Genomic DNA, 16,966 nt, shown 5'->3' on the forward strand with positions numbered 1-16,966 from the left:
GGCGTGGGTCGGCGCCGTTGCGCCGCGAGTATTTTTGGCAAGATGAAGCGGATGGGGTGCACAAGATGCGCCCCTTTTGCTTGAACCCCACCCCCATATTTTGGTTTACTGGCGCTTAACGGCTCTATGGCCGAATAAGAGCAGATTTCCGGATCATCAGGGGGCACGATGTCCGACCCAGAACGCGCACCTCAGGCGCTGTTGCGCGAGATTTTCGGCTTTGACGCCTTCCGTCCGGGGCAGGAGGAGATCGTCCGCGCCGTCACGCAGGGCCGCGACACGCTGGCCATCATGCCGACGGGCGGCGGCAAATCCCTGTGCTATCAATTGCCTGCCCTGCTGCGGCCGGGGGTCACGGTGGTGATCTCGCCGCTGATCGCCCTGATGCGCGACCAGGTGCGCGCGTTGCGGGCCGCCGGGGTCGAGGCCGGGGCGCTGACCTCGGGCAACACCGAGGAAGAGACCGAAGCGGTCTGGGAGGCGATCCGCGACGACCGGCTGAAGCTGCTCTATCTGGCGCCGGAACGACTCGCCTCGGTCGGGACGCAGGACATGCTGGGGCGCATCGGGGTGTCGCTGATCGCCGTGGACGAAGCGCATTGTGTCAGCCAGTGGGGGCATGATTTCCGGCCCGATTACCTGCGGATCGGGGAATTGCGCGCGGCGCTGGATGTACCGGTGGCGGCCTTTACAGCGACCGCGGATGCCGAAACCCGGGCCGAAATCATCGCGCGCCTCTTCCCGACCGGTGCGCCCGAGCAGTTCCTGCGCGGCTTTGACCGGCCCAACATCCACTTGGCCTTTTCCGCCAAGGACCAGCCGCGTCGCCAGATCCTCACCTTCGCCGCCGCCCGCAAGGGCCAGTCCGGCATCGTCTACTGCGGCACCCGCGCCAAGACCGAAACGCTTTCCAAGGCCCTGCGCGAGGCCGGGCATCCGGCGATCCATTATCACGGCGGGATGGAGCCCGACGCCCGCCGCCAGGCCGAGACGCAGTTCCAGCAGGAGGACGGGCTGATCGTCGTGGCCACCGTCGCCTTCGGCATGGGAATCGACAAGCCCGACATCCGTTGGGTCGCCCACGCCGACCTGCCCAAGTCGATCGAGGCCTATTACCAGGAAATCGGCCGCGCCGGGCGCGACGGGGCCCCTGCGGAAACGCTGACCCTCTTTGGTCCCGACGACATCCGCCTGCGCCGCAGCCAGATCGACGAGGGCCTCGCGCCGCCCGAACGCCGGATGGCGGATCATGGTCGCCTCAATGCGCTGCTGGGTCTGGCGGAGGCGCTGGAATGCCGCCGTGCCACGCTGTTGCGCTATTTCGGCGAAGAGGCGCAGGGCTGCGGCAAGTGCGATCTCTGTGACAAGCCGCCCGAGGTTTTCGACGGGACCGAGGCCGTGCGCAAGGCGCTGTCGGCGATCCTGCGCACCGGCGAGTGGTTCGGATCGGGCCACCTGATCGACATCCTCACCGGCAATCCGACCGACAAGGTGCGCGAAAAGGGGCACGAGGACCTGCCGACCTTCGGCGTGGGCCGCGACCTGAAACGCCCCGAATGGCAGGCCGTCTTTCGCCAGATGATGGGCCATGACCTGATCCGCCCGAACCCCGACCGCCACGGCGCGCTGACCATGACCGACATCGCCCTGCCGATCCTGCGCGGCGAGGACACGATCACCCTGCGGCGCGACACCATCGTCGCCGCGAAATCCCGCCGCCCCGCCGTCAAGACGCTGGTCAACGAAGAGGACGAACCGCTGCTTTCGGCGCTCAAGGCCAAGCGGCGCGAACTGGCGGAACAGCAGGGGGCGCCCGCCTATATCATCTTCAACGACCGCACCCTGATCGAGATGGCCGAGACGCGGCCGCAGTCGCTGGACGCCATGGCGCGCGTGTCCGGCGTGGGCGCGAAGAAGCTGGAAACATACGGCGCGACCTTCCTGGCCGTCATCACCGGCACGACCGAGGATCTGCATCCCAAGCGGATGAAACTCGCCGGGCGCGGCGGTGATCTCTATGACCGGCTGATGGATCTGCAGCGGGACCTGCACCATGGCTCGGACGGTACCGAAAAACCGCTGTCCTGCTCCGCCTCGGCCATCGCCAAGGTGGTCGAGATGAAGCCGCGCGATGCCGCCGCCCTTGAACGTATTCTCGGTGACCGCCGGGCCGAACGCTTTGGCGCGGCCTTTCTGGACGCCATAGCCGAAGCGAGCTAAATCCGCCCCATGCTGATCGTGATCTCTCCTGCCAAGCGGCTCGACTGGGATACCCGGACGACCGAAATGACCACCCCGCGTTTTCTGGACGAGGCGAATTCGCTGGCCCGGACGATGCGCGGCCGGACGCTGAAGGAGCTCAAGGGGTTGATGGACCTGTCCGACGATCTCGCCCGGCTGAACCGCGACCGCTATCGCGATTTCGCGGACGCGCCCACGCAGGACGACCTGCGCCCCGCCGCTCTGGCCTTTGCGGGCGACACCTACCAGGGGCTCGAGGCCACGACCCTTGATCCCGAGGAACTTGACTGGGCGCAGGACCACCTGGCGATCCTGTCGGGCCTTTACGGCGTGCTGCGTCCGCTGGACGGGATCCAGCCCTACCGGCTGGAAATGGGGTCGCGGCTCAAGACCCGGCGCGGCAAGAACCTCTATGAGTACTGGGGTGCGACCCCGGCCAAGGCCTTGAAAGAACAGGCTGATGCGGTCGGCACCGATACGCTGATCAACTGCGCCAGCCAGGAATATTTCGGTGCCGTAGACACCAAGAAGCTGGGCCTGACCGTCATCACCCCGACCTTTCTGGAAGAAAAGAATGGCAAGGCCAAGATCGTGTCGTTCTTTGCGAAAAAGGCACGCGGGTCGATGGCGCGCTTTGTCATCACCCGCCGCCTGACCGACCCCGAGGGGATCAAGGATTTCGACCTTGGCGGCTACCAATACGATGCCGAGGCCTCGACCCCCGATGCGCCCGTCTTCTGGCGCGCGGCCGAGTAGGGTCACCTTTAACGGACACTTATGATGTGGGTCCCGCCCGGCGGCAACGCCGGGCAGCGCCGTCCCGCCCCATGGGCGGCGCTATTGCGCCACCCCGGGACGGCGCTGCCCTCTTTCCAAGGCTCAAACCTGGTCGCCGCCGAGCTCACCGCCGCTGACGCTTCAGCTTCTTCTTGACCTTGTCGCCCTTCTTCTTGGCGCGCACGAGCTTGCGTTTCGGCCCGCCCGCTGCTGGACGTCCCCGTCCACGATGCCCGCGCCCCGTCGGCCCGTGCTTGACCGTTTCGCCATCCAGCGAGATCAGTTCAAGCATCAGCCCGCCGGTCACCGGTGCGGCCTCGGCCAGTTTTACCGTCACGCGCACGCCGGGCTGGATCACCACGCCGGAAACCGCCCCCATCAGGGTCGCGCCCTCGCGGTCGTAGTGGAAGTATTCCGCCCCCAGATGCCGCATCGGGATCAACCCGTCGGCGCCGGTTTCATCCAGCCGGACAAAGGCCCCGAACCGTGCGACACCTGAAATCCGGCCCTCGAACTCCTGCCCGACCCGTTCCGACAGGTAGGCTGCAAGGTAGCGGTCGGTCGTGTCCCGCTCGGCCGTCATCGACCGCCGTTCGGTTTCCGAGATATGGCCCGCGACGGCATCCAGTTCGGCAATCTGCTCGCCGGTCAGCCCGTCGGCCTTGGGATCGGGCCCCCAGCCATGCGCCGCGACCAGCGACCGGTGCACGATCAGGTCCGAATAGCGCCGGATGGGCGAGGTGAAATGCGCATAGTTCGCCAGCGCCAGCCCGAAGTGACCAAAGTTCTGCGGCGCGTAATAGGCCTGCGTCATCGACCGCAGCGTCGACATGTTGATCAGCTCTGCGTGGTCCGTCCCGGCGGCGGCGTTCAGCAGCTGGTTCAGATGCGCGGTCTTCAGCACCTGCCCCTTGGCCAGCGTGAACCCGGCCGAGGACGCCGTGTCGCGCAGGCTTTCCAGCTTTTCGACCGGCGGCTCCTCGTGCACGCGGAAGAGCAGGGGGGATTTCTTGGCGATCAGCGTTTCGGCGGCGGCCACGTTGGCCAGCACCATGAACTCCTCGATCAGCTTGTGCGCATCCAGACGGTCGCGGAACTTGACCGACAGCACCTCGCCCTCGTCCGACAGCACGATCTTGCGTTCCGGCAGGTCCAGATCCAGCGGCTGGCGACGCTCCCGCGCCTCTTTCAGCGCGGCATAGGCGGCGTAGAGCGGACGGATCACATCGTCCATCATCGTGGCGGCGCGATCGCTCGGGCTGCCATCCATCGCCTCCTGCACCTCTTCGTAGGACAGCGACGCGGCCGACCGCATCAGGGCGCGGTGGAAGGAATGGCCGATCTTGACCCCATGGGCATCCAGCCGCATCCGCACAGCGATACAGGGGCGCGGCACCCCTTCGTGCAGCGAACACAGATCGCCCGACAGCCGGTCCGGCAGCATCGGCACCACCCGGTCGGGGAAATAGGTGGAATTCCCCCGCTTGCGCGCCTCATGGTCCAGCGCCGTGCCGGGCCGGACGTAATGCGCCACATCCGCAATCGCGACCCAGAGGACATGGCCGCCCTTGTTCTTCGGATCGTCGTCGGCGTGGGCATAGCAGGCGTCGTCGTGGTCACGCGCGTCGGACGGGTCGATGGTGACAAAGGGCATGTCGCGCAGGTCTTCGCGCCCCTTCAGGCCGACGGGCTTGGCGCGGTCGGCCTCTTCGATCACGTCATCGGGGAAGTCATCGGGGATACCGTGCTGGTGGATCGCGATCAGCGACACGGCTTTCGGCGCGGTCGGATCGCCCAGCCGGTTGACCACGCGGGCCTTGGGCAGGCCCATGCGTGACTTTGGCCCCGCCTGTTCGGCTTCGATCAGCTCACCATCCTTGGCGCCGTGGGTCGCGCCGGGCGGCACCATCCATTCCAGATCGGCGCCCTTGTCGATCGGCACCACGCGGCCCCCTTCGGACCCGGCGCGGAAAATGCCCAGGATGCGCTTGGGGTTGTGCCCGATCCGCCGGATCAGGCGGCCTTCGTAATCCGGCCCATGCTCGATCAGGGTCAGCCGCGCCAAGATCCGGTCGCCCGCGCCAAGTGCGGGGTCCGAGTTTCGCAGAACCATATGCACCACGGGCTCATCGCCCTCGCCTTGCCATTCCAGCGGCCTGGCGGTCAGATCGCCGTTGCTGTCCGGCGCATTGACCAGAAGCACCGACACCGGCGGCAGCCGGTCCGGGTCGCGATAGGTCTTTTTCCGCTTCTCCAGATGCCCCTCGTCCTCCAGTTCGCGCAGGACGCGTTTCAGGTCGATCCGGGCGGCGCCCTTGATGCCGAAGGCCTTGGCGATGTCACGCTTGGCGCTCAGGCCGGGATTGTCGGCGATCCATTGCAGGATCTCGTCTTTCGAGGGGATATGGCTCATGGCTCAGCCCTACCACGCGGCGCGGGCGGCGTCATATCGAAAACAGCGGCTCAGAGATCGGCGGAGGTGTCGACATCAGCCAGCGTGTCGACCGTCGCAATCCGCCAGCCGGGCAGGGTGGCGCGCGTGTCGGCCAGCGCGTGGGCGGTCGACCAGCGGACGCCGTCGAAAAGCGATGGCGGGGGCGGGCGGTGCGCCATGCCGATCAGCCAATAGCCGCCGTCCGGGGCCGGGCCAACGACCGCATCATGCGACCCGAGCGCGCGGAAGGCGCGCCAGATGTGCGCGGGCGTGATGCCGGGGATGTCCGCGCCGATGATGAGCGTCGGGCCGGGGCGGCGCGGCCCGATCCTGTGCCGCAGGATCCGCCCCATCCGGTCGCCCAGATCGCCGGCCCCCTGCGCCACGCGCGGCAGATCGCCTGGGAATGCGCGGCTTGTCACCGCGCCGTCGGGCGCGATGGCCAGCCAGACCTCCCACCTCGGATCGCGCAGCCGCCGCAGCAGGGACCGCAGCTGATGCCGCATCCACCAGGTCGCCGGGATCACGCCGATGTCGCGCCCCAGCCGGGTCTTCACCCGTCCGGCGCGCGGATCCTTGACCATGACCACCAGGCGGCGGCGCATCAGGCGAAGTAATCCCTCAGGATGCGGCTGTAGATCTCTTTCAGCTGCCGGATCTGGTCGATCGACACACGTTCGTCCACCGCATGCATCGTCTGGCCGACAAGGCCAAACTCCACGACCGGGCAGTGATCCTTGACGAAGCGCGCATCCGACGTCCCGCCCGAGGTCGACATCTCGGGCGTCACGCCGGTCTCGGCGGTCACGGCCTTTGCCACCAGGTCCGACAGCGCCCCCGGAGGCGTCAGGAAGCTTTCGCCCGACACCTTCACCCGCACGGCGATCTTCACGCCAAAGGCCTCGGCCACCGCTGCCGCCTCTGCCTCGAGCCATTCGGTCAGCGAGGCGCCGGTGTGGGCGTCGGAATAACGGATGTTGACCGTGCCGCGACACGACGCCGGGATCACGTTCGTGGCCGGGTTGCCGGTGTCGATGGTCACGACGGCCAGCGTCGACTGGTCGAAGTGGTCCGTTCCCTGATCAAGCTCATGCGAGGCCAGGCGATCCATCAGCCGTGCCATCGCGGGCAGGGGGTTCCTGGCGCGGTGCGGATAGGCCGAATGGCCCTGCACGCCGACCACGTCGAACCAGGCGGTCAGCGACCCGCGTCGGCCGATCTTCATCATCTCGCCCATCTTGTTGGGGCAGGTCGGTTCCCCGACCAGACAATCGGTCATCGCCTCGCCGTTCGCCGCCATCCAGTCCAGCAGCGCCACGGTGCCGTCGGTTGCGTCGCCTTCTTCGTCCCCGGTGATCGCCAGGATCACCGCCCCGTCGGGCGGGGTGTCCGTCACGAAATCCACCGCTGCGGCGGCAAAGGCCGCCACCCCGGATTTCATGTCCGTCGACCCGCGCCCCCACAGCATCCCGTCCTTTTCGACCGCACCGAAGGGCGGCACGGTCCAGGCGGCCTCGTCGCCCACGGGCACCACGTCGGTGTGGCCGTTGAAGCCGAACGACCGGTTCGCGCCCTGCCGTCCCCATCTGGCAAAGAGGTTCGAGGTGCCGTTGCGATCCACCCGTGTGCAGGTAAACCCCGCATCGCCCAGCAATTTTTCAAGCAGAACCAGCGCCCCGCCTTCCTCGGGCGTGACGGACGGGCAGCGGATCAGATCGGCGGTCAGGGCGACGGGGTCGACGGTCACGGGGGGCTCTCCTTCTTCGTGTGCCGAATGGCTAGACCTTCGGCAGGCAAAGCGCAAATCCCCGGCTGACCGGAAGTGCACATGTACCCAGGCCTTGACGCGATCGACCCCGTGCCCGACGGTTCCGGCAGCCGCTGGTTTGCCTCACAAGGCATCGCTCAGCGTGCGGCGCGTGGGATAAGGGACAATGGTCGGGTGAAGCCCCTGCAATCATCGATCCGGGGCTGGCCCGGGCGCGGTCTGCCATGCCGTGGCAAGGCAAAGGGCCGGGCATGAGCTGGTTTGCCGTCTCGGCCGTCGAAGGCTCGACGACGCCGCGCCGATTTGCCGATGGCGGTGTCATGGGGCAGGGCACGCTCATGATCGAGACCGCCGGACGGCTGGACGACCGCCCAAGGGTGCTGTTCACGACAATGGCCACGCCTGACGCGCCGGCCCCCGGCGATCTGACCCTGCGTCGTGACACGGGCGGGCGTATCGTGGCCGAGGTCACCACGGCGACCGCCACCGCCCGCGCGACTGTCGCGCTTGGGCAGCTTGAGCCGTGCCAGACGCTGCGGATCAGCGTGACCTGGGGAGCGGAGGGTCCCGCACGGCTCTGGATCAGCGCGCCCGAGGTCTATCCGACCCCAAGGTTTGCCGACCTGACGATGCCGCTCGCGCTGACGCGCGCGGCACTGGCGCGGGCTATCGGGGGGCTGAGCGTCTCGGCTGCGGCGGACCTTGCCTACGCTGCCGCATCGGACCGGATCGAACCGGTTGGTGCCATGCCGGGCCTGGGCGGGGCTGCGCGGCTGATGACGCAGGCGGGCCCCGCGCGGCTCGACAGCCTGTCGGCGGGCGAGACCATCCTGGCGCTGGACCGCCATGGCACGCTGCAGCCGGTTCCGATCCTGACCACGCTTGTCCGCAGTCTTCCGGCGCGCGGATCCTGTCGCCCGGTCCGCCTCTTCGCGCCCTACTTCGGCCTGACCTCGGATCTCGTGCTTAGCGCGAATGAACACGTCACGCTGGCAGGGCCGGATGTCGAATACCTTTTCGCGCAGGAAAGGGTGCTGGTGCCCGCGCGTTTCCTGATCTCGCACCGGACCGGAGAGTTCGTGTCCACGGGCGATACCGTTACCTGGCACCAGGTGCTGCTGCCCGCGCAGGAACAGCTGCGGCTCAATAACCTTACCGTGGAAAGCCTGTATATCGGCGGGCTGCGCCGCGCGCCCGAGGCCCATGCCGCGACGATGGTCGCCGACGTGCCGCGCCGGATCCTGCCGCATCACGCGGCCCCGACCTATCCGGTCCTGTCGGAATTCGAAGCCGCGACGCTGCTGGATCAGTTGGCGCGCTGATCGTCGAAAAAGGGCGTGACCTGCGCGACGATCACGGCGTTTTCCTCAAGCGCGCGGGCCATCAGGGCGCGTTCCTCGTCGGGGATGTCGTGCCCTTCGGCCAGCCGTTCGTCCAGCGTGCCGTACCCCGAGACGTCGAGCGGCGCCATTTCGGCCTGCTTGAGGATCGCGACGGTCTCGCGCACGGCCTCGGCTTCGTCCACGCCGCTGGCATAGCACATCAGCGCCGCGCCCGAACTGCCCTCGGGCAGGCCGTCACCCTTGGACCGGCCAACTTCGACCAGCAGGGTGAACACCTGTTGCTTGCGGGCTGATTTCTCTTTCGCCATGGCTCGATCCTCGGGAACTGCCGGGCCTCGGTCTCAGAAAACGGGGTCCGAGTAAAGCCCGCAGTGACACGCACGCAGCGCCGGTCCTGCCCTTGCACTTCGCCCGATCAACGCGTGTTATGCCCGAAACGGCAGACGGAGGACGCCCGATGAAACGCATCAAGGACATGGTCGCAGAGGCCAACGAGGTGGTCAGCCACGCCCCGGCAACCGAGATGATGGCCCTGCATGGCACCGACGACGTGCTGTTCGTCGACCTGCGCGACCCGCGCGAACTCGAACGGGACGGAATGATCCCCGGTGCCTTCCATTGCCCGCGCGGAATGCTTGAATTCTGGATCGATCCGGAAAGCCCCTACGCCAAGCCGCAATTCCAGAGCGGCCAGAAATTCGTGTTCTATTGTGCCTCGGGATGGCGGTCCGCACTGTCGGCCCGCACCGCACAGGACATGGGGCTTGAGAACGTCAGCCATATCTCGGACGGGTTCGGGGGCTGGAAAAAGGCCGGCGGTCCGGTTGGAGAAAAGCCTGCGAAAAAGGGCTGATACCGCCGGAAATTCCCCAGAATGAGCGGCAGGACGGCGAATACCCGGCTTTGCCGACCGGTTTTGGCATTTGCGAAATTAAGGATTTGCCAATTCCGTTACGTTGGTCCTACCGTTGGTTGTATCCGCCCCGACACGTTCGCTGCGGATACCAGAACCCGGTCCGGCAGTGTACCGGCCCGGCTCCAACGGGGATTACGACATGGAATTTTTCAATACGATCTTTAATGCGATCAATGATTTGACATGGGGCTGGGCGCTGGTGCCCTTCCTGGTCATCTTTGGCGTATTTTTCACGGTCAGCAGCGGCTTCGTCCAGTTCCGCTTCTTCAAGCGCATGTTCCGGGTGCTGCGCAGCGACGCCGATGCCGACCCCAACAAGATCAGCGCCCGAGAGGCCCTGTTCGTGTCGGTCGGCGGGCGCGTCGGCGGCGGCAATATCGCGGGGGTCGCGGTGGCGATCACCGCAGGCGGTCCGGGCGCGGTCTTCTGGATGTGGGCGATCGCGCTGATAGGCATGTGTTCGTCCCTGATCGAAGCGACGCTGGCCCAGCTGTACAAGCGCACCACGCCCGAAGGCGACTATCGGGGCGGCCCGGCCCGGGCGATCATCCATGGCCTGGGTGAGAACTATCGCTGGCTGGCGGTGGTCTATGCGGTCTGCCTGATTGCCTCTTTCGCCATCGGGTTCAACGCCTTCCAGGGCAATACCGTGGCCGGCGCCGCGCTGGACAGCCTTGGCGTGCCCCGGCTCTGGACCGGGATCGTGCTGGCGCTGGCGACCGGGTTCATCGTCTTCGGCGGCATCCACCGGATCGCCAAGGCGGCGGACGTGGTCGTGCCGGTCATGGCCATCGGGTATCTTGCCATGGCGCTGCTGATCATCCTGATCAACATCACCAGCCTGCCCGGCGTCATCATCGACATCGTCGCCAATGCCTTCGGCTTCCGCGAAGCCGTCGCGGGCGGCATGGGCGCGGCGATCGCCAACGGCCTGCGGCGCGGTCTCTTCTCGAACGAGGCCGGGCTTGGATCGGCGCCGAACGTCGCGGCCACGGCCTATGTCAGGCACCCGGTCAGCCAGGGCATCACGCAGAGCTTTTCGGTCTTCATCGACACGATCATCATCTGTTCCTGCACGGCCTTCATCATCCTTCTGGGCGATGTCTACCAGCCGGGCGCCGAGGGCGTGGACGGTGTCGCGCTGACACAGCAGAGCATGGTCAGCCACGTGGGGTCCTGGGCGCAGTACTATCTGACGGCGGCGATCCTGCTCTTCTCGTTCTCGTCGATCATGTACAACTACTACCTCGGGGAAAACGCGCTGTCCTTCATGACCAACAACCCCATGGCGCTGAACGTGCTGCGGGTGGCGATCATGGGCATCGTCTTCCTGGGTGCGGTCGCGCCGGGCGCGACGGTGGTCTTCTCGTTCTCGGATCCGATGATGGGCATCCTTGCGGTGGTGAACCTGCTGGCGCTGATGATGCTGTTCCCGGTGGCGATGCGGATCATCACCGACTTCCGCAATCAGCTGAAGGCGGGCGTGTCGAAGCCGATCTTCGATCCGGCCAAGTTCCCGGATCTCGATACCGATCCGACCGCATGGCCCGATGCGCCGGGCCGCACCCCGGCAGAGTAAAGCGAAAGGGCGTCCCGATCGGGGCGCCCTTTTCAGTTTGGGCTCAGCTCCGGGGGCCGGGCGCCTTGGGCGCCTGCCATCCGAGATAGACGCTCAGGATCCGCACCAGCGCCGCGGCGACGGCACCGGCCACGGCTGACAGTGTCGGCTCGAACGCCAGATGATCGGCCAGAACGACCACGCCCGCGCCCAGCAGGGCGGCCAGCGCGTAGACCTCTTCGCGCAGGACACGCGGCACTTCTGTCACCAAAAGATCGCGCACGACGCCGCCCCCGACCGCCGTCAGCACGCCGACGACCATCGCCGGGATCGGATCAAGCCCGTATTCCAGCGCCTTGCGCGCCCCGCTGACCGCGAACAACCCCAGCCCGAGCGCGTCCAGCACCATGACCGGCTTGGCCAGCCGTTCGATCTGTCGATGTGCGAAGAACACGCAAACCGCCGCGCAGAGCGCCGCCAGCAGGTAGTCCGAGGTCGCGAGCGCCGCCACCGGCGTCGCGCCAAGGGCCATGTCGCGGACCAGCCCGCCCGACAGCGCGGCCGCCACGGCCAGCACCGCGATCCCGAAAATGTCGAGGTCGCGGCGCACGGCCAGCATGGCACCGGACAGGCCGAAGACGAAGGTCCCGGTCAGATCAAGCCAGTACAGGGTCATTTCCGGTGTCATGCTGTGCGCCCCTGATCCGAGGCCGGGGGAGGGGCGCTGCCCCTCGGCGCTGGCGCGCCTCACCCCGAGGTATTTGCGACCAGAAGAAGGTCAGTCGCGCAGAAGCTCGTTGATGCCGGTCTTGGAGCGCGTGCGCTCGTCCACGGTTTTCACGATCACGGCGCAATAGAGGTTCACCCCGCCGGTCGAGGGCATGGAGCCCGATACGACGACCGAGTAGGGCGGCACTTCGCCGTAGAAGACTTCGCCGGTTTCGCGGTTCACGATCTTGGTGGACTGGCCGATGAAGACGCCCATGCCCAGGACCGAACCTTCGCGGACGATCACGCCCTCGACCACCTCGGACCGCGCGCCGATGAAGCAGTTGTCCTCGATGATGGTCGGGCCGGCCTGCATCGGTTCCAGCACGCCGCCGATGCCGACGCCGCCCGACAGGTGCACGCCCTTGCCGATCTGTGCGCAGGACCCGACGGTCGCCCAGGTGTCGACCATGGTGCCTTCGTCGACATAGGCGCCGAGGTTCACGAAGGACGGCATCAGGACGACGTTCTTGGCGATGTAGGCGGATTTGCGGACGACGCAGTTGGGCACGGCGCGGAATCCGGCCTCTTTCCACTGGGTCGGGCCCCAGCCCTTGAACTTGCTGTCGACCTTGTCCCACCAGCCCGAGCCCTGCGGCCCGCCGGACTGTTCTTCCATGTCCTTCAGGCGGAAGCCCAGCAGCACGGCCTTCTTGGCCCACTGGTTCACGTGCCAGGTGCCATCGTCGCCACGTTCGGCGACGCGCAGCGTACCGCCGTCAAGCGCGGCCAGCGTGCTTTCGATGGCATCGCGGGTTTCGCCCGTGGTGGCGGGGGTGATCTGGTCGCGCGCCTCCCAGGCGGCTTCGATGGCGGTTTCAAGCTGGGCGTTGGACATGGGGCTTCCTTTCCGGTTCCGGATCGCGGGCGGTTAGACACCAAACGCGGGCGTCGTGCAATCGCGGATGGCAATCGGGGCCGGGGGCATGGCGGGTCGGGGCGGGACGCGCTACATCTGGGGACGACAGCGCAACAGGAGCCCTGATGACCGAAGACCGCCAGTCGCCCTTTCGCGATGCCCAAACCGATTTCAAGACCGCCCATGATGTGCCCGACACGCCGCAGACGCGCGCGCCCGCCTACCGGCTGGCCTTTGCGGACGAGGAATTCCTGCTGCGCGACGAACTGCGCCCGGTGCGCCTGCAACTGGAACTGCTGAAGCCGCAGCTGGTGATGGACGAACGCGGGATCGAGTCGACCGTGGTCCTGTTCGGCGGCGCCCGCATCCCCGAGCCCTCGAAGAAGGACAAGGCCAAGACCAAGACCCTGGCCGAGCTGTCGGCCTATTACGACGAGGCGCGAACCTTCGCGCGCCACATCACACAGCGGTCGCTGGACAGCTACGGGCGCGAATGGGTCATCGCCACCGGCGGCGGCCCCGGCGTGATGGAGGCCGGCAACCGCGGCGCCGACGATGCGGGCGGCCAGTCCATCGGGCTGAACATCGTGCTGCCGCATGAACAGGCGCCGAACGAATGGGTGACGCCGGACCTGTGTTTCAACTTCCACTACTTCGCGATCCGCAAGATGCATTTCCTGATGCGCGCGCGGGCCGTCTGCGTCTTTCCCGGCGGTTTCGGCACGCTGGACGAGATGTTCGAGGCGCTGACCCTGATCCAGACCGGCCGGATGGAGCGGGTGCCCTTCCTGCTGTTCGGCCGCGCCTTCTGGGAAAAGATCATCAACTGGGAGGCCCTGGCCGACGCGGGCACCATCGCGCGCGAGGATCTGGACCTGTTCCGCTTTGTCGAAACGGCGGCCGAGGCGCTGGACGTCATCGACAGCTGGGACGGCGCGGGCCAGAAGCGCGGTGATATCCCGGGGCGTTGATCGACGGGCGCCAGAGTGGGGGGATGACTCCCCCTCATCACCCCTGATCCAAGCCCCGCTGATGATCGGCATCGCGGGGCGGTTGGGTCTGCGCTGATCTCAGAAATCGCGCCGGAACGCGGCGTTGTTGGCCCAGTCGGTCCGATCCATCACGTAAGGCAGGTCACCGAAGTTCACCGCCCAGCTGTCGATGATGAACTCTTGCCCGGTGTCGGTCTGGATGATGGATGACACGGTGTGCGTCCAGAAGCGCCGGGTCATCAGGCCGATGGTCACCCGCTGGCCCTGCCGGTGGAACCGCAGGTGCCCGGCCTGATCCAGCAGCGCGAGGAACACGGCGGTGTTGACCATCTCGTCGACGCAATCCTGCGATTCCCCGTTGAGCGTGCCCGAGTAGGCGCCGTCGGTGTCATAGCCGGTCTTCTTGCCGACGATCACCTCGATCCGGCGCAGCGCCTCGGCCAGTGCGCGGCGTTCCTGCCCGGCGCTGCGGGGGCGGGTGCGGAAGGGCTGCTGGACATGGCGCCATTCGGCCTGCGTCAGGCCGGTCGCCACGCGGTTCCTGCAGCCGTAATCACCACAGATGAAGAAGGCCTCGGGTCGCGGGTTCTGGACCGAATAGGCCTGACGCGTGACCTCAAGCCCGCCCTGCTGGACATCGCATCCAGCCAGGATGAGGGCGCAGACCGCGCCGGACAAAATACGTAATCCCAACATCGCACTGCCAAAGTTGTTCTGGAACAACTCTAGCAGCGGATGTGGGCAGGGGCAGAGCCGCCAAACCCCACACCGCTGCCAAAAGCCGACGGTGTGGGCCTGAGGTCACAGGCTATGCCTCGTGATCGGGCTGCGAGCTGTCAGAGCGCCCCGATCGCCGTGTCGAAGGCATTGATGATTGTCTGCACCTCACCCTCGGTGATGATCAGCGGCGGCGACATCATGATGTTGGGCGGCGCCGGGCGCACCATGGCCCCCGCATCGTAGATCGCCTTTTGCAGCTTCTTGACCGTGCCCGCGTCCATCGGCGTCTTGGCCGCGCGGTCCGACACGAATTCGACCGCCGTCATCAGCCCGTGCCCGCCCCGGACGTCGCCGATCACGTCGTACTTGTCCTTGAGCGCCAGCAGACCCTGGTACAGCTGCGTGCCGCGCGCCGCCGCGTTGGTCTTGGTGTCCAGCCGCAGGGTTTCCGAAATCGTGGCCGTGACCGCGGCCGCGCCGACCGGATGCGCCGAATAGGTGTAGCCGTGGAAGATCCCCGCCGCCGCGCTGTCGGCCTTTTCAAAGACCTCTGCGATCTCTTCGGAAATCAGCGCCGCGCCGACAGGGAAATAGGCCGAGGTGATGCCCTTGGCCGTCGACATCATGTCGGGCTTCACGCCCCAGTGCCGCGATCCCGACCAGTCGCCAGTCCGGCCAAAGCCGCAGATGACCTCGTCCGCGATCATCAGGATGCCGTACTTGGTGCAGATCTCGCGCATCAGCTTCATGAAGCTGGCGTCCGGCACGATCACGCCGCCGGCGCCCAGGATCGGCTCCATGATGAAGGCGGCGATGGTCTCGGCGCCCTGGAATTCGATCTCGTCGACCATTTCGGCCGCGATCTTCTGGGCCAGCGCTGCGGGGTCGGTCTCATCGAAGGGGTTGCGATAGGGGTAGGGCGCGGTGATGTGGAAGCAGCCGGGCAGCATCGGTTCGTACCCGATGCGGAACCGGTTGTTGCCGTTGACCGAGGCGCCGCCGAAATGCGTGCCGTGATAGCCTTTCTTCAGCGACAGGAACTTGGTGCGCTGCGGCTGGCCCTTGATCCGGTGATACTGCCGCGACAGCCGCAGGCAGGTTTCCACGGAATCCGACCCGCCCGAGGTAAAGAAGACGCGGCCGATGCCATCATCGGCAAAGAACTCCTGCACCGCGACCGAAGCCTCGATCGCCGTCGGGTTCGTCGATCCGGCGAAGGCGGAATAGTAGGGCAGGTCATAAAGCTGCTTGGCGATCGCCTCTTTCACCACGTCGTTGGAATAGCCCAGGTTGGCACACCACAGCCCGCCGACACCGTCCACGGTTTCATGGCCGTCGATGTCATAGATCTTGGACCCTTCCGCGCGGGTGATGATCACCGGCGGATTCGCAAGGCTGTCTCCGGGCGCGCCCATGGGGTGCCACAGGGCCTTTGCATTGTGTTCTTTGAGAAAATTGTCGTCTTTCATGGCCAAACCTCCGGCTATTGCCCACGACGCTACGCCCATTGCGGCCCGTGTCCAGCCCCGAACGCGCATCCCCGCCGTCGCGGGGCATCAGGCGGCGTGGCGGGTCGTGTCGGCGCGGGGATCCGCGCCTGCCGCACAGGTCAGTCGCCGTATGGCCTCCTTCACGCGCATGAAGGGCATCGCGGGGGTGGGCCGCCCCATGATCTTCCGCACCTCGCGGCGCGAGGCCCGGGGCAGCAGCCCAAGCGCCGTGTCACCCGGCCAGTAGCTTTCGCAGGGCAGGCCCTCGGCCAGCAGGACCTCGTGGTGCGCCAGCACGATATGGATCAGATCGGTCCCCGTGGCGTCGCGGTCCAGCCCGACACGGGGCAGGCAGGTCAGCGCCCGTGCCGGCACCAGCGCGCCAAGCTGCGGCATCCAGACCCGGTGTTGCGGCGACAGGGTGAGGTCGCGGCGGGGCAGGCCGCGCCCGAAGGCGTCCTTGCGAATGCGGATGGGGGCGTCTTCTGCGCCCGACGAGGTCAGGATCAGCGCAACCCGAGCGGTCCTGCCGTCGGCCAGCCGGATGTCGTCACCGCGCTTCAGGTTCTTGGCGCGAATATGGCCGGTCGGCGTGGCAATCCGGCTGCGCGGCGCGAAACAGGCGGGCGAGCTGGTCGAATACGAATGGACGCCCTGGACCGAGTCCGCGGTCGACACGACGGTCAGCGGCTCGCCAAAAGGCGGAACGGCGCCCTGGACGACAAATCCCTGGATGTTGAAGGCGTCGGTGCCGACCGACACGAACTGCAGGGTGTAGTTGCGGCCGTCGCTGTCCTGGACAGTGACGATGTATTCGGCCTGGATCCATGTCCCGTCGGGGTAGGAGACGCCGTTCAGCGTGGCCGGGCCGTTCAGAACCTGCGCCGCATCCTGATCGTCATCGAAATAGGTGTCGACATCTTGGACCGACACCGGCGTTTCGGTCGCGCCCGGGGCAATCGTGATCGTGCTGACACCCCAGTTGAACTGGTAGCCGCCATTGTCGCTGAACCCGTCGGGATCATCGGTCGAGGCATAACTCAGATCGAAGAAGTTGAGGTTGTAGGTGGGCATGGCGTTACGAACGAAGGGTCGTCCGT

Annotated in this window: 15 protein-coding genes; 6 read left to right on the forward strand and 9 right to left on the reverse strand. The window is 66.7% G+C overall.

The window, feature by feature from the left end:
* Nucleotides 1–168: 168 nt before the first annotated feature.
* Nucleotides 169–2,220 (forward strand): DNA helicase RecQ, encoded by a 2,052-nt coding sequence (recQ, locus tag E4S58_RS00670; protein WP_136634402.1) that lies wholly within the window; start codon nt 169–171, stop codon nt 2,218–2,220.
* 9 nt (nt 2,221–2,229) lie between these two features.
* Nucleotides 2,230–2,997: a peroxide stress protein YaaA gene (yaaA, locus tag E4S58_RS00675; protein WP_136634403.1), complete on the forward strand. Its 768-nt coding sequence runs from the start codon at nt 2,230–2,232 to the stop codon at nt 2,995–2,997.
* 145 nt (nt 2,998–3,142) lie between these two features.
* Here yaaA and rnr read toward each other — a convergent pair whose 3' ends face one another.
* The 3 genes from rnr to dapE are packed head-to-tail and all read right to left on the reverse strand — an operon-like array spanning nt 3,143 to nt 7,199.
* Nucleotides 3,143–5,431: a ribonuclease R gene (gene rnr / locus E4S58_RS00680; protein WP_136634404.1), complete on the reverse strand. Its 2,289-nt coding sequence runs from the start codon at nt 5,429–5,431 to the stop codon at nt 3,143–3,145.
* A gap of 50 nt (nt 5,432–5,481) precedes the next feature.
* A complete protein-coding gene (locus E4S58_RS00685; RefSeq protein ID WP_136634405.1) occupies nt 5,482–6,057 on the reverse strand; it encodes a TIGR04282 family arsenosugar biosynthesis glycosyltransferase in 576 nt (191 codons plus the stop codon).
* Nucleotides 6,057–7,199 carry a succinyl-diaminopimelate desuccinylase gene (dapE, locus tag E4S58_RS00690; protein WP_136634406.1) on the reverse strand — a complete coding sequence of 381 codons (1,143 nt, stop codon included), beginning with the start codon at nt 7,197–7,199 and terminating at the stop codon, nt 6,057–6,059. Before dapE ends, E4S58_RS00685 begins: the two co-directional genes overlap by 1 nt.
* Before the next feature lie 272 nt (nt 7,200–7,471).
* Here dapE and E4S58_RS00695 point away from each other — a divergent pair, with 272 nt between their 5' ends.
* Entirely contained in the window at nt 7,472–8,542 is a 1,071-nt protein-coding gene (locus E4S58_RS00695; RefSeq protein ID WP_169052566.1) for a Hint domain-containing protein, read from the forward strand.
* Here the strand turns inward: E4S58_RS00695 and E4S58_RS00700 are convergent.
* A complete protein-coding gene (locus tag E4S58_RS00700) occupies nt 8,527–8,871 on the reverse strand; it encodes a hypothetical protein (RefSeq protein ID WP_136634408.1) in 345 nt (114 codons plus the stop codon). The genes E4S58_RS00695 and E4S58_RS00700 overlap by 16 nt on opposite strands.
* A gap of 149 nt (nt 8,872–9,020) precedes the next feature.
* Here E4S58_RS00700 and E4S58_RS00705 point away from each other — a divergent pair, with 149 nt between their 5' ends.
* On the forward strand, nt 9,021–9,416 hold the full coding sequence (locus E4S58_RS00705) for a rhodanese-like domain-containing protein (RefSeq protein WP_136634409.1): 396 nt from the start codon (nt 9,021–9,023) through the stop codon (nt 9,414–9,416).
* Between the two features lie 202 nt (nt 9,417–9,618).
* Nucleotides 9,619–11,058: an alanine/glycine:cation symporter family protein gene (locus E4S58_RS00710; protein WP_136634410.1), complete on the forward strand. Its 1,440-nt coding sequence runs from the start codon at nt 9,619–9,621 to the stop codon at nt 11,056–11,058.
* 43 nt (nt 11,059–11,101) lie between these two features.
* On the opposite strand, the gene E4S58_RS00715 is transcribed toward E4S58_RS00710, so the two are convergent.
* Both E4S58_RS00715 and dapD read right to left on the reverse strand, forming a co-directional pair.
* Nucleotides 11,102–11,713, reverse strand: coding sequence for a trimeric intracellular cation channel family protein (locus E4S58_RS00715; RefSeq protein WP_240789421.1), 612 nt, complete (start codon nt 11,711–11,713; stop codon nt 11,102–11,104).
* A 102-nt stretch (nt 11,714–11,815) separates the two neighbouring features.
* A complete protein-coding gene (gene dapD / locus E4S58_RS00720) occupies nt 11,816–12,643 on the reverse strand; it encodes a 2,3,4,5-tetrahydropyridine-2,6-dicarboxylate N-succinyltransferase (protein ID WP_136634412.1) in 828 nt (275 codons plus the stop codon).
* A 146-nt stretch (nt 12,644–12,789) separates the two neighbouring features.
* Between dapD and E4S58_RS00725 the strand changes: the two genes are divergently transcribed.
* Nucleotides 12,790–13,635, forward strand: coding sequence for an LOG family protein (locus tag E4S58_RS00725; RefSeq protein WP_136634413.1), 846 nt, complete (start codon nt 12,790–12,792; stop codon nt 13,633–13,635).
* A gap of 99 nt (nt 13,636–13,734) precedes the next feature.
* On the opposite strand, the gene E4S58_RS00730 is transcribed toward E4S58_RS00725, so the two are convergent.
* From E4S58_RS00730 to E4S58_RS00740, 3 genes are all read right to left on the reverse strand, one after another.
* Nucleotides 13,735–14,352, reverse strand: a complete 618-nt coding sequence (locus E4S58_RS00730) for a hypothetical protein (RefSeq protein WP_136634414.1) — start codon at nt 14,350–14,352, stop codon at nt 13,735–13,737.
* Between the two features lie 140 nt (nt 14,353–14,492).
* The gene (locus tag E4S58_RS00735; RefSeq protein WP_136634415.1) at nt 14,493–15,845 is read right to left on the reverse strand and encodes an aminotransferase class III-fold pyridoxal phosphate-dependent enzyme; all 1,353 of its coding nucleotides are present in this window, start codon (nt 15,843–15,845) and stop codon (nt 14,493–14,495) included.
* 87 nt (nt 15,846–15,932) lie between these two features.
* On the reverse strand, nt 15,933–16,940 hold the full coding sequence (locus E4S58_RS00740) for a Hint domain-containing protein (RefSeq protein ID WP_136634416.1): 1,008 nt from the start codon (nt 16,938–16,940) through the stop codon (nt 15,933–15,935).
* Between the last annotated feature and the right edge of the window lie 26 nt (nt 16,941–16,966).

The sequence above is a fragment of the Pseudooceanicola onchidii genome (assembly GCF_004959925.1).
Classification (GTDB): Bacteria; Pseudomonadota; Alphaproteobacteria; order Rhodobacterales; family Rhodobacteraceae; genus Pseudooceanicola; species Pseudooceanicola onchidii.

What these genes read in the sequence shown, in the direction of transcription:
- recQ (WP_136634402.1), top strand. Translation starts at nt 169, where the DNA reads ATGTCCGACCCAGAACGCGCACCTCAGGCGCTGTTGCGCGAGATTTTC.
- yaaA (WP_136634403.1), top strand. Translation starts at nt 2,230, where the DNA reads ATGCTGATCGTGATCTCTCCTGCCAAGCGGCTCGACTGGGATACCCGG.
- rnr (WP_136634404.1), bottom strand. Translation starts at nt 5,431, where the DNA reads ATGAGCCATATCCCCTCGAAAGACGAGATCCTGCAATGGATCGCCGAC.
- E4S58_RS00685 (WP_136634405.1), bottom strand. Translation starts at nt 6,057, where the DNA reads ATGCGCCGCCGCCTGGTGGTCATGGTCAAGGATCCGCGCGCCGGACGG.
- E4S58_RS00695 (WP_169052566.1), top strand. Translation starts at nt 7,472, where the DNA reads ATGAGCTGGTTTGCCGTCTCGGCCGTCGAAGGCTCGACGACGCCGCGC.
- E4S58_RS00700 (WP_136634408.1), bottom strand. Translation starts at nt 8,871, where the DNA reads ATGGCGAAAGAGAAATCAGCCCGCAAGCAACAGGTGTTCACCCTGCTG.
- E4S58_RS00705 (WP_136634409.1), top strand. Translation starts at nt 9,021, where the DNA reads ATGAAACGCATCAAGGACATGGTCGCAGAGGCCAACGAGGTGGTCAGC.
- E4S58_RS00710 (WP_136634410.1), top strand. Translation starts at nt 9,619, where the DNA reads ATGGAATTTTTCAATACGATCTTTAATGCGATCAATGATTTGACATGG.
- E4S58_RS00715 (WP_240789421.1), bottom strand. Translation starts at nt 11,713, where the DNA reads ATGACCCTGTACTGGCTTGATCTGACCGGGACCTTCGTCTTCGGCCTG.
- dapD (WP_136634412.1), bottom strand. Translation starts at nt 12,643, where the DNA reads ATGTCCAACGCCCAGCTTGAAACCGCCATCGAAGCCGCCTGGGAGGCG.
- E4S58_RS00725 (WP_136634413.1), top strand. Translation starts at nt 12,790, where the DNA reads ATGACCGAAGACCGCCAGTCGCCCTTTCGCGATGCCCAAACCGATTTC.
- E4S58_RS00730 (WP_136634414.1), bottom strand. Translation starts at nt 14,352, where the DNA reads ATGTTGGGATTACGTATTTTGTCCGGCGCGGTCTGCGCCCTCATCCTG.
- E4S58_RS00735 (WP_136634415.1), bottom strand. Translation starts at nt 15,845, where the DNA reads ATGAAAGACGACAATTTTCTCAAAGAACACAATGCAAAGGCCCTGTGG.
- E4S58_RS00740 (WP_136634416.1), bottom strand. Translation starts at nt 16,940, where the DNA reads ATGCCCACCTACAACCTCAACTTCTTCGATCTGAGTTATGCCTCGACC.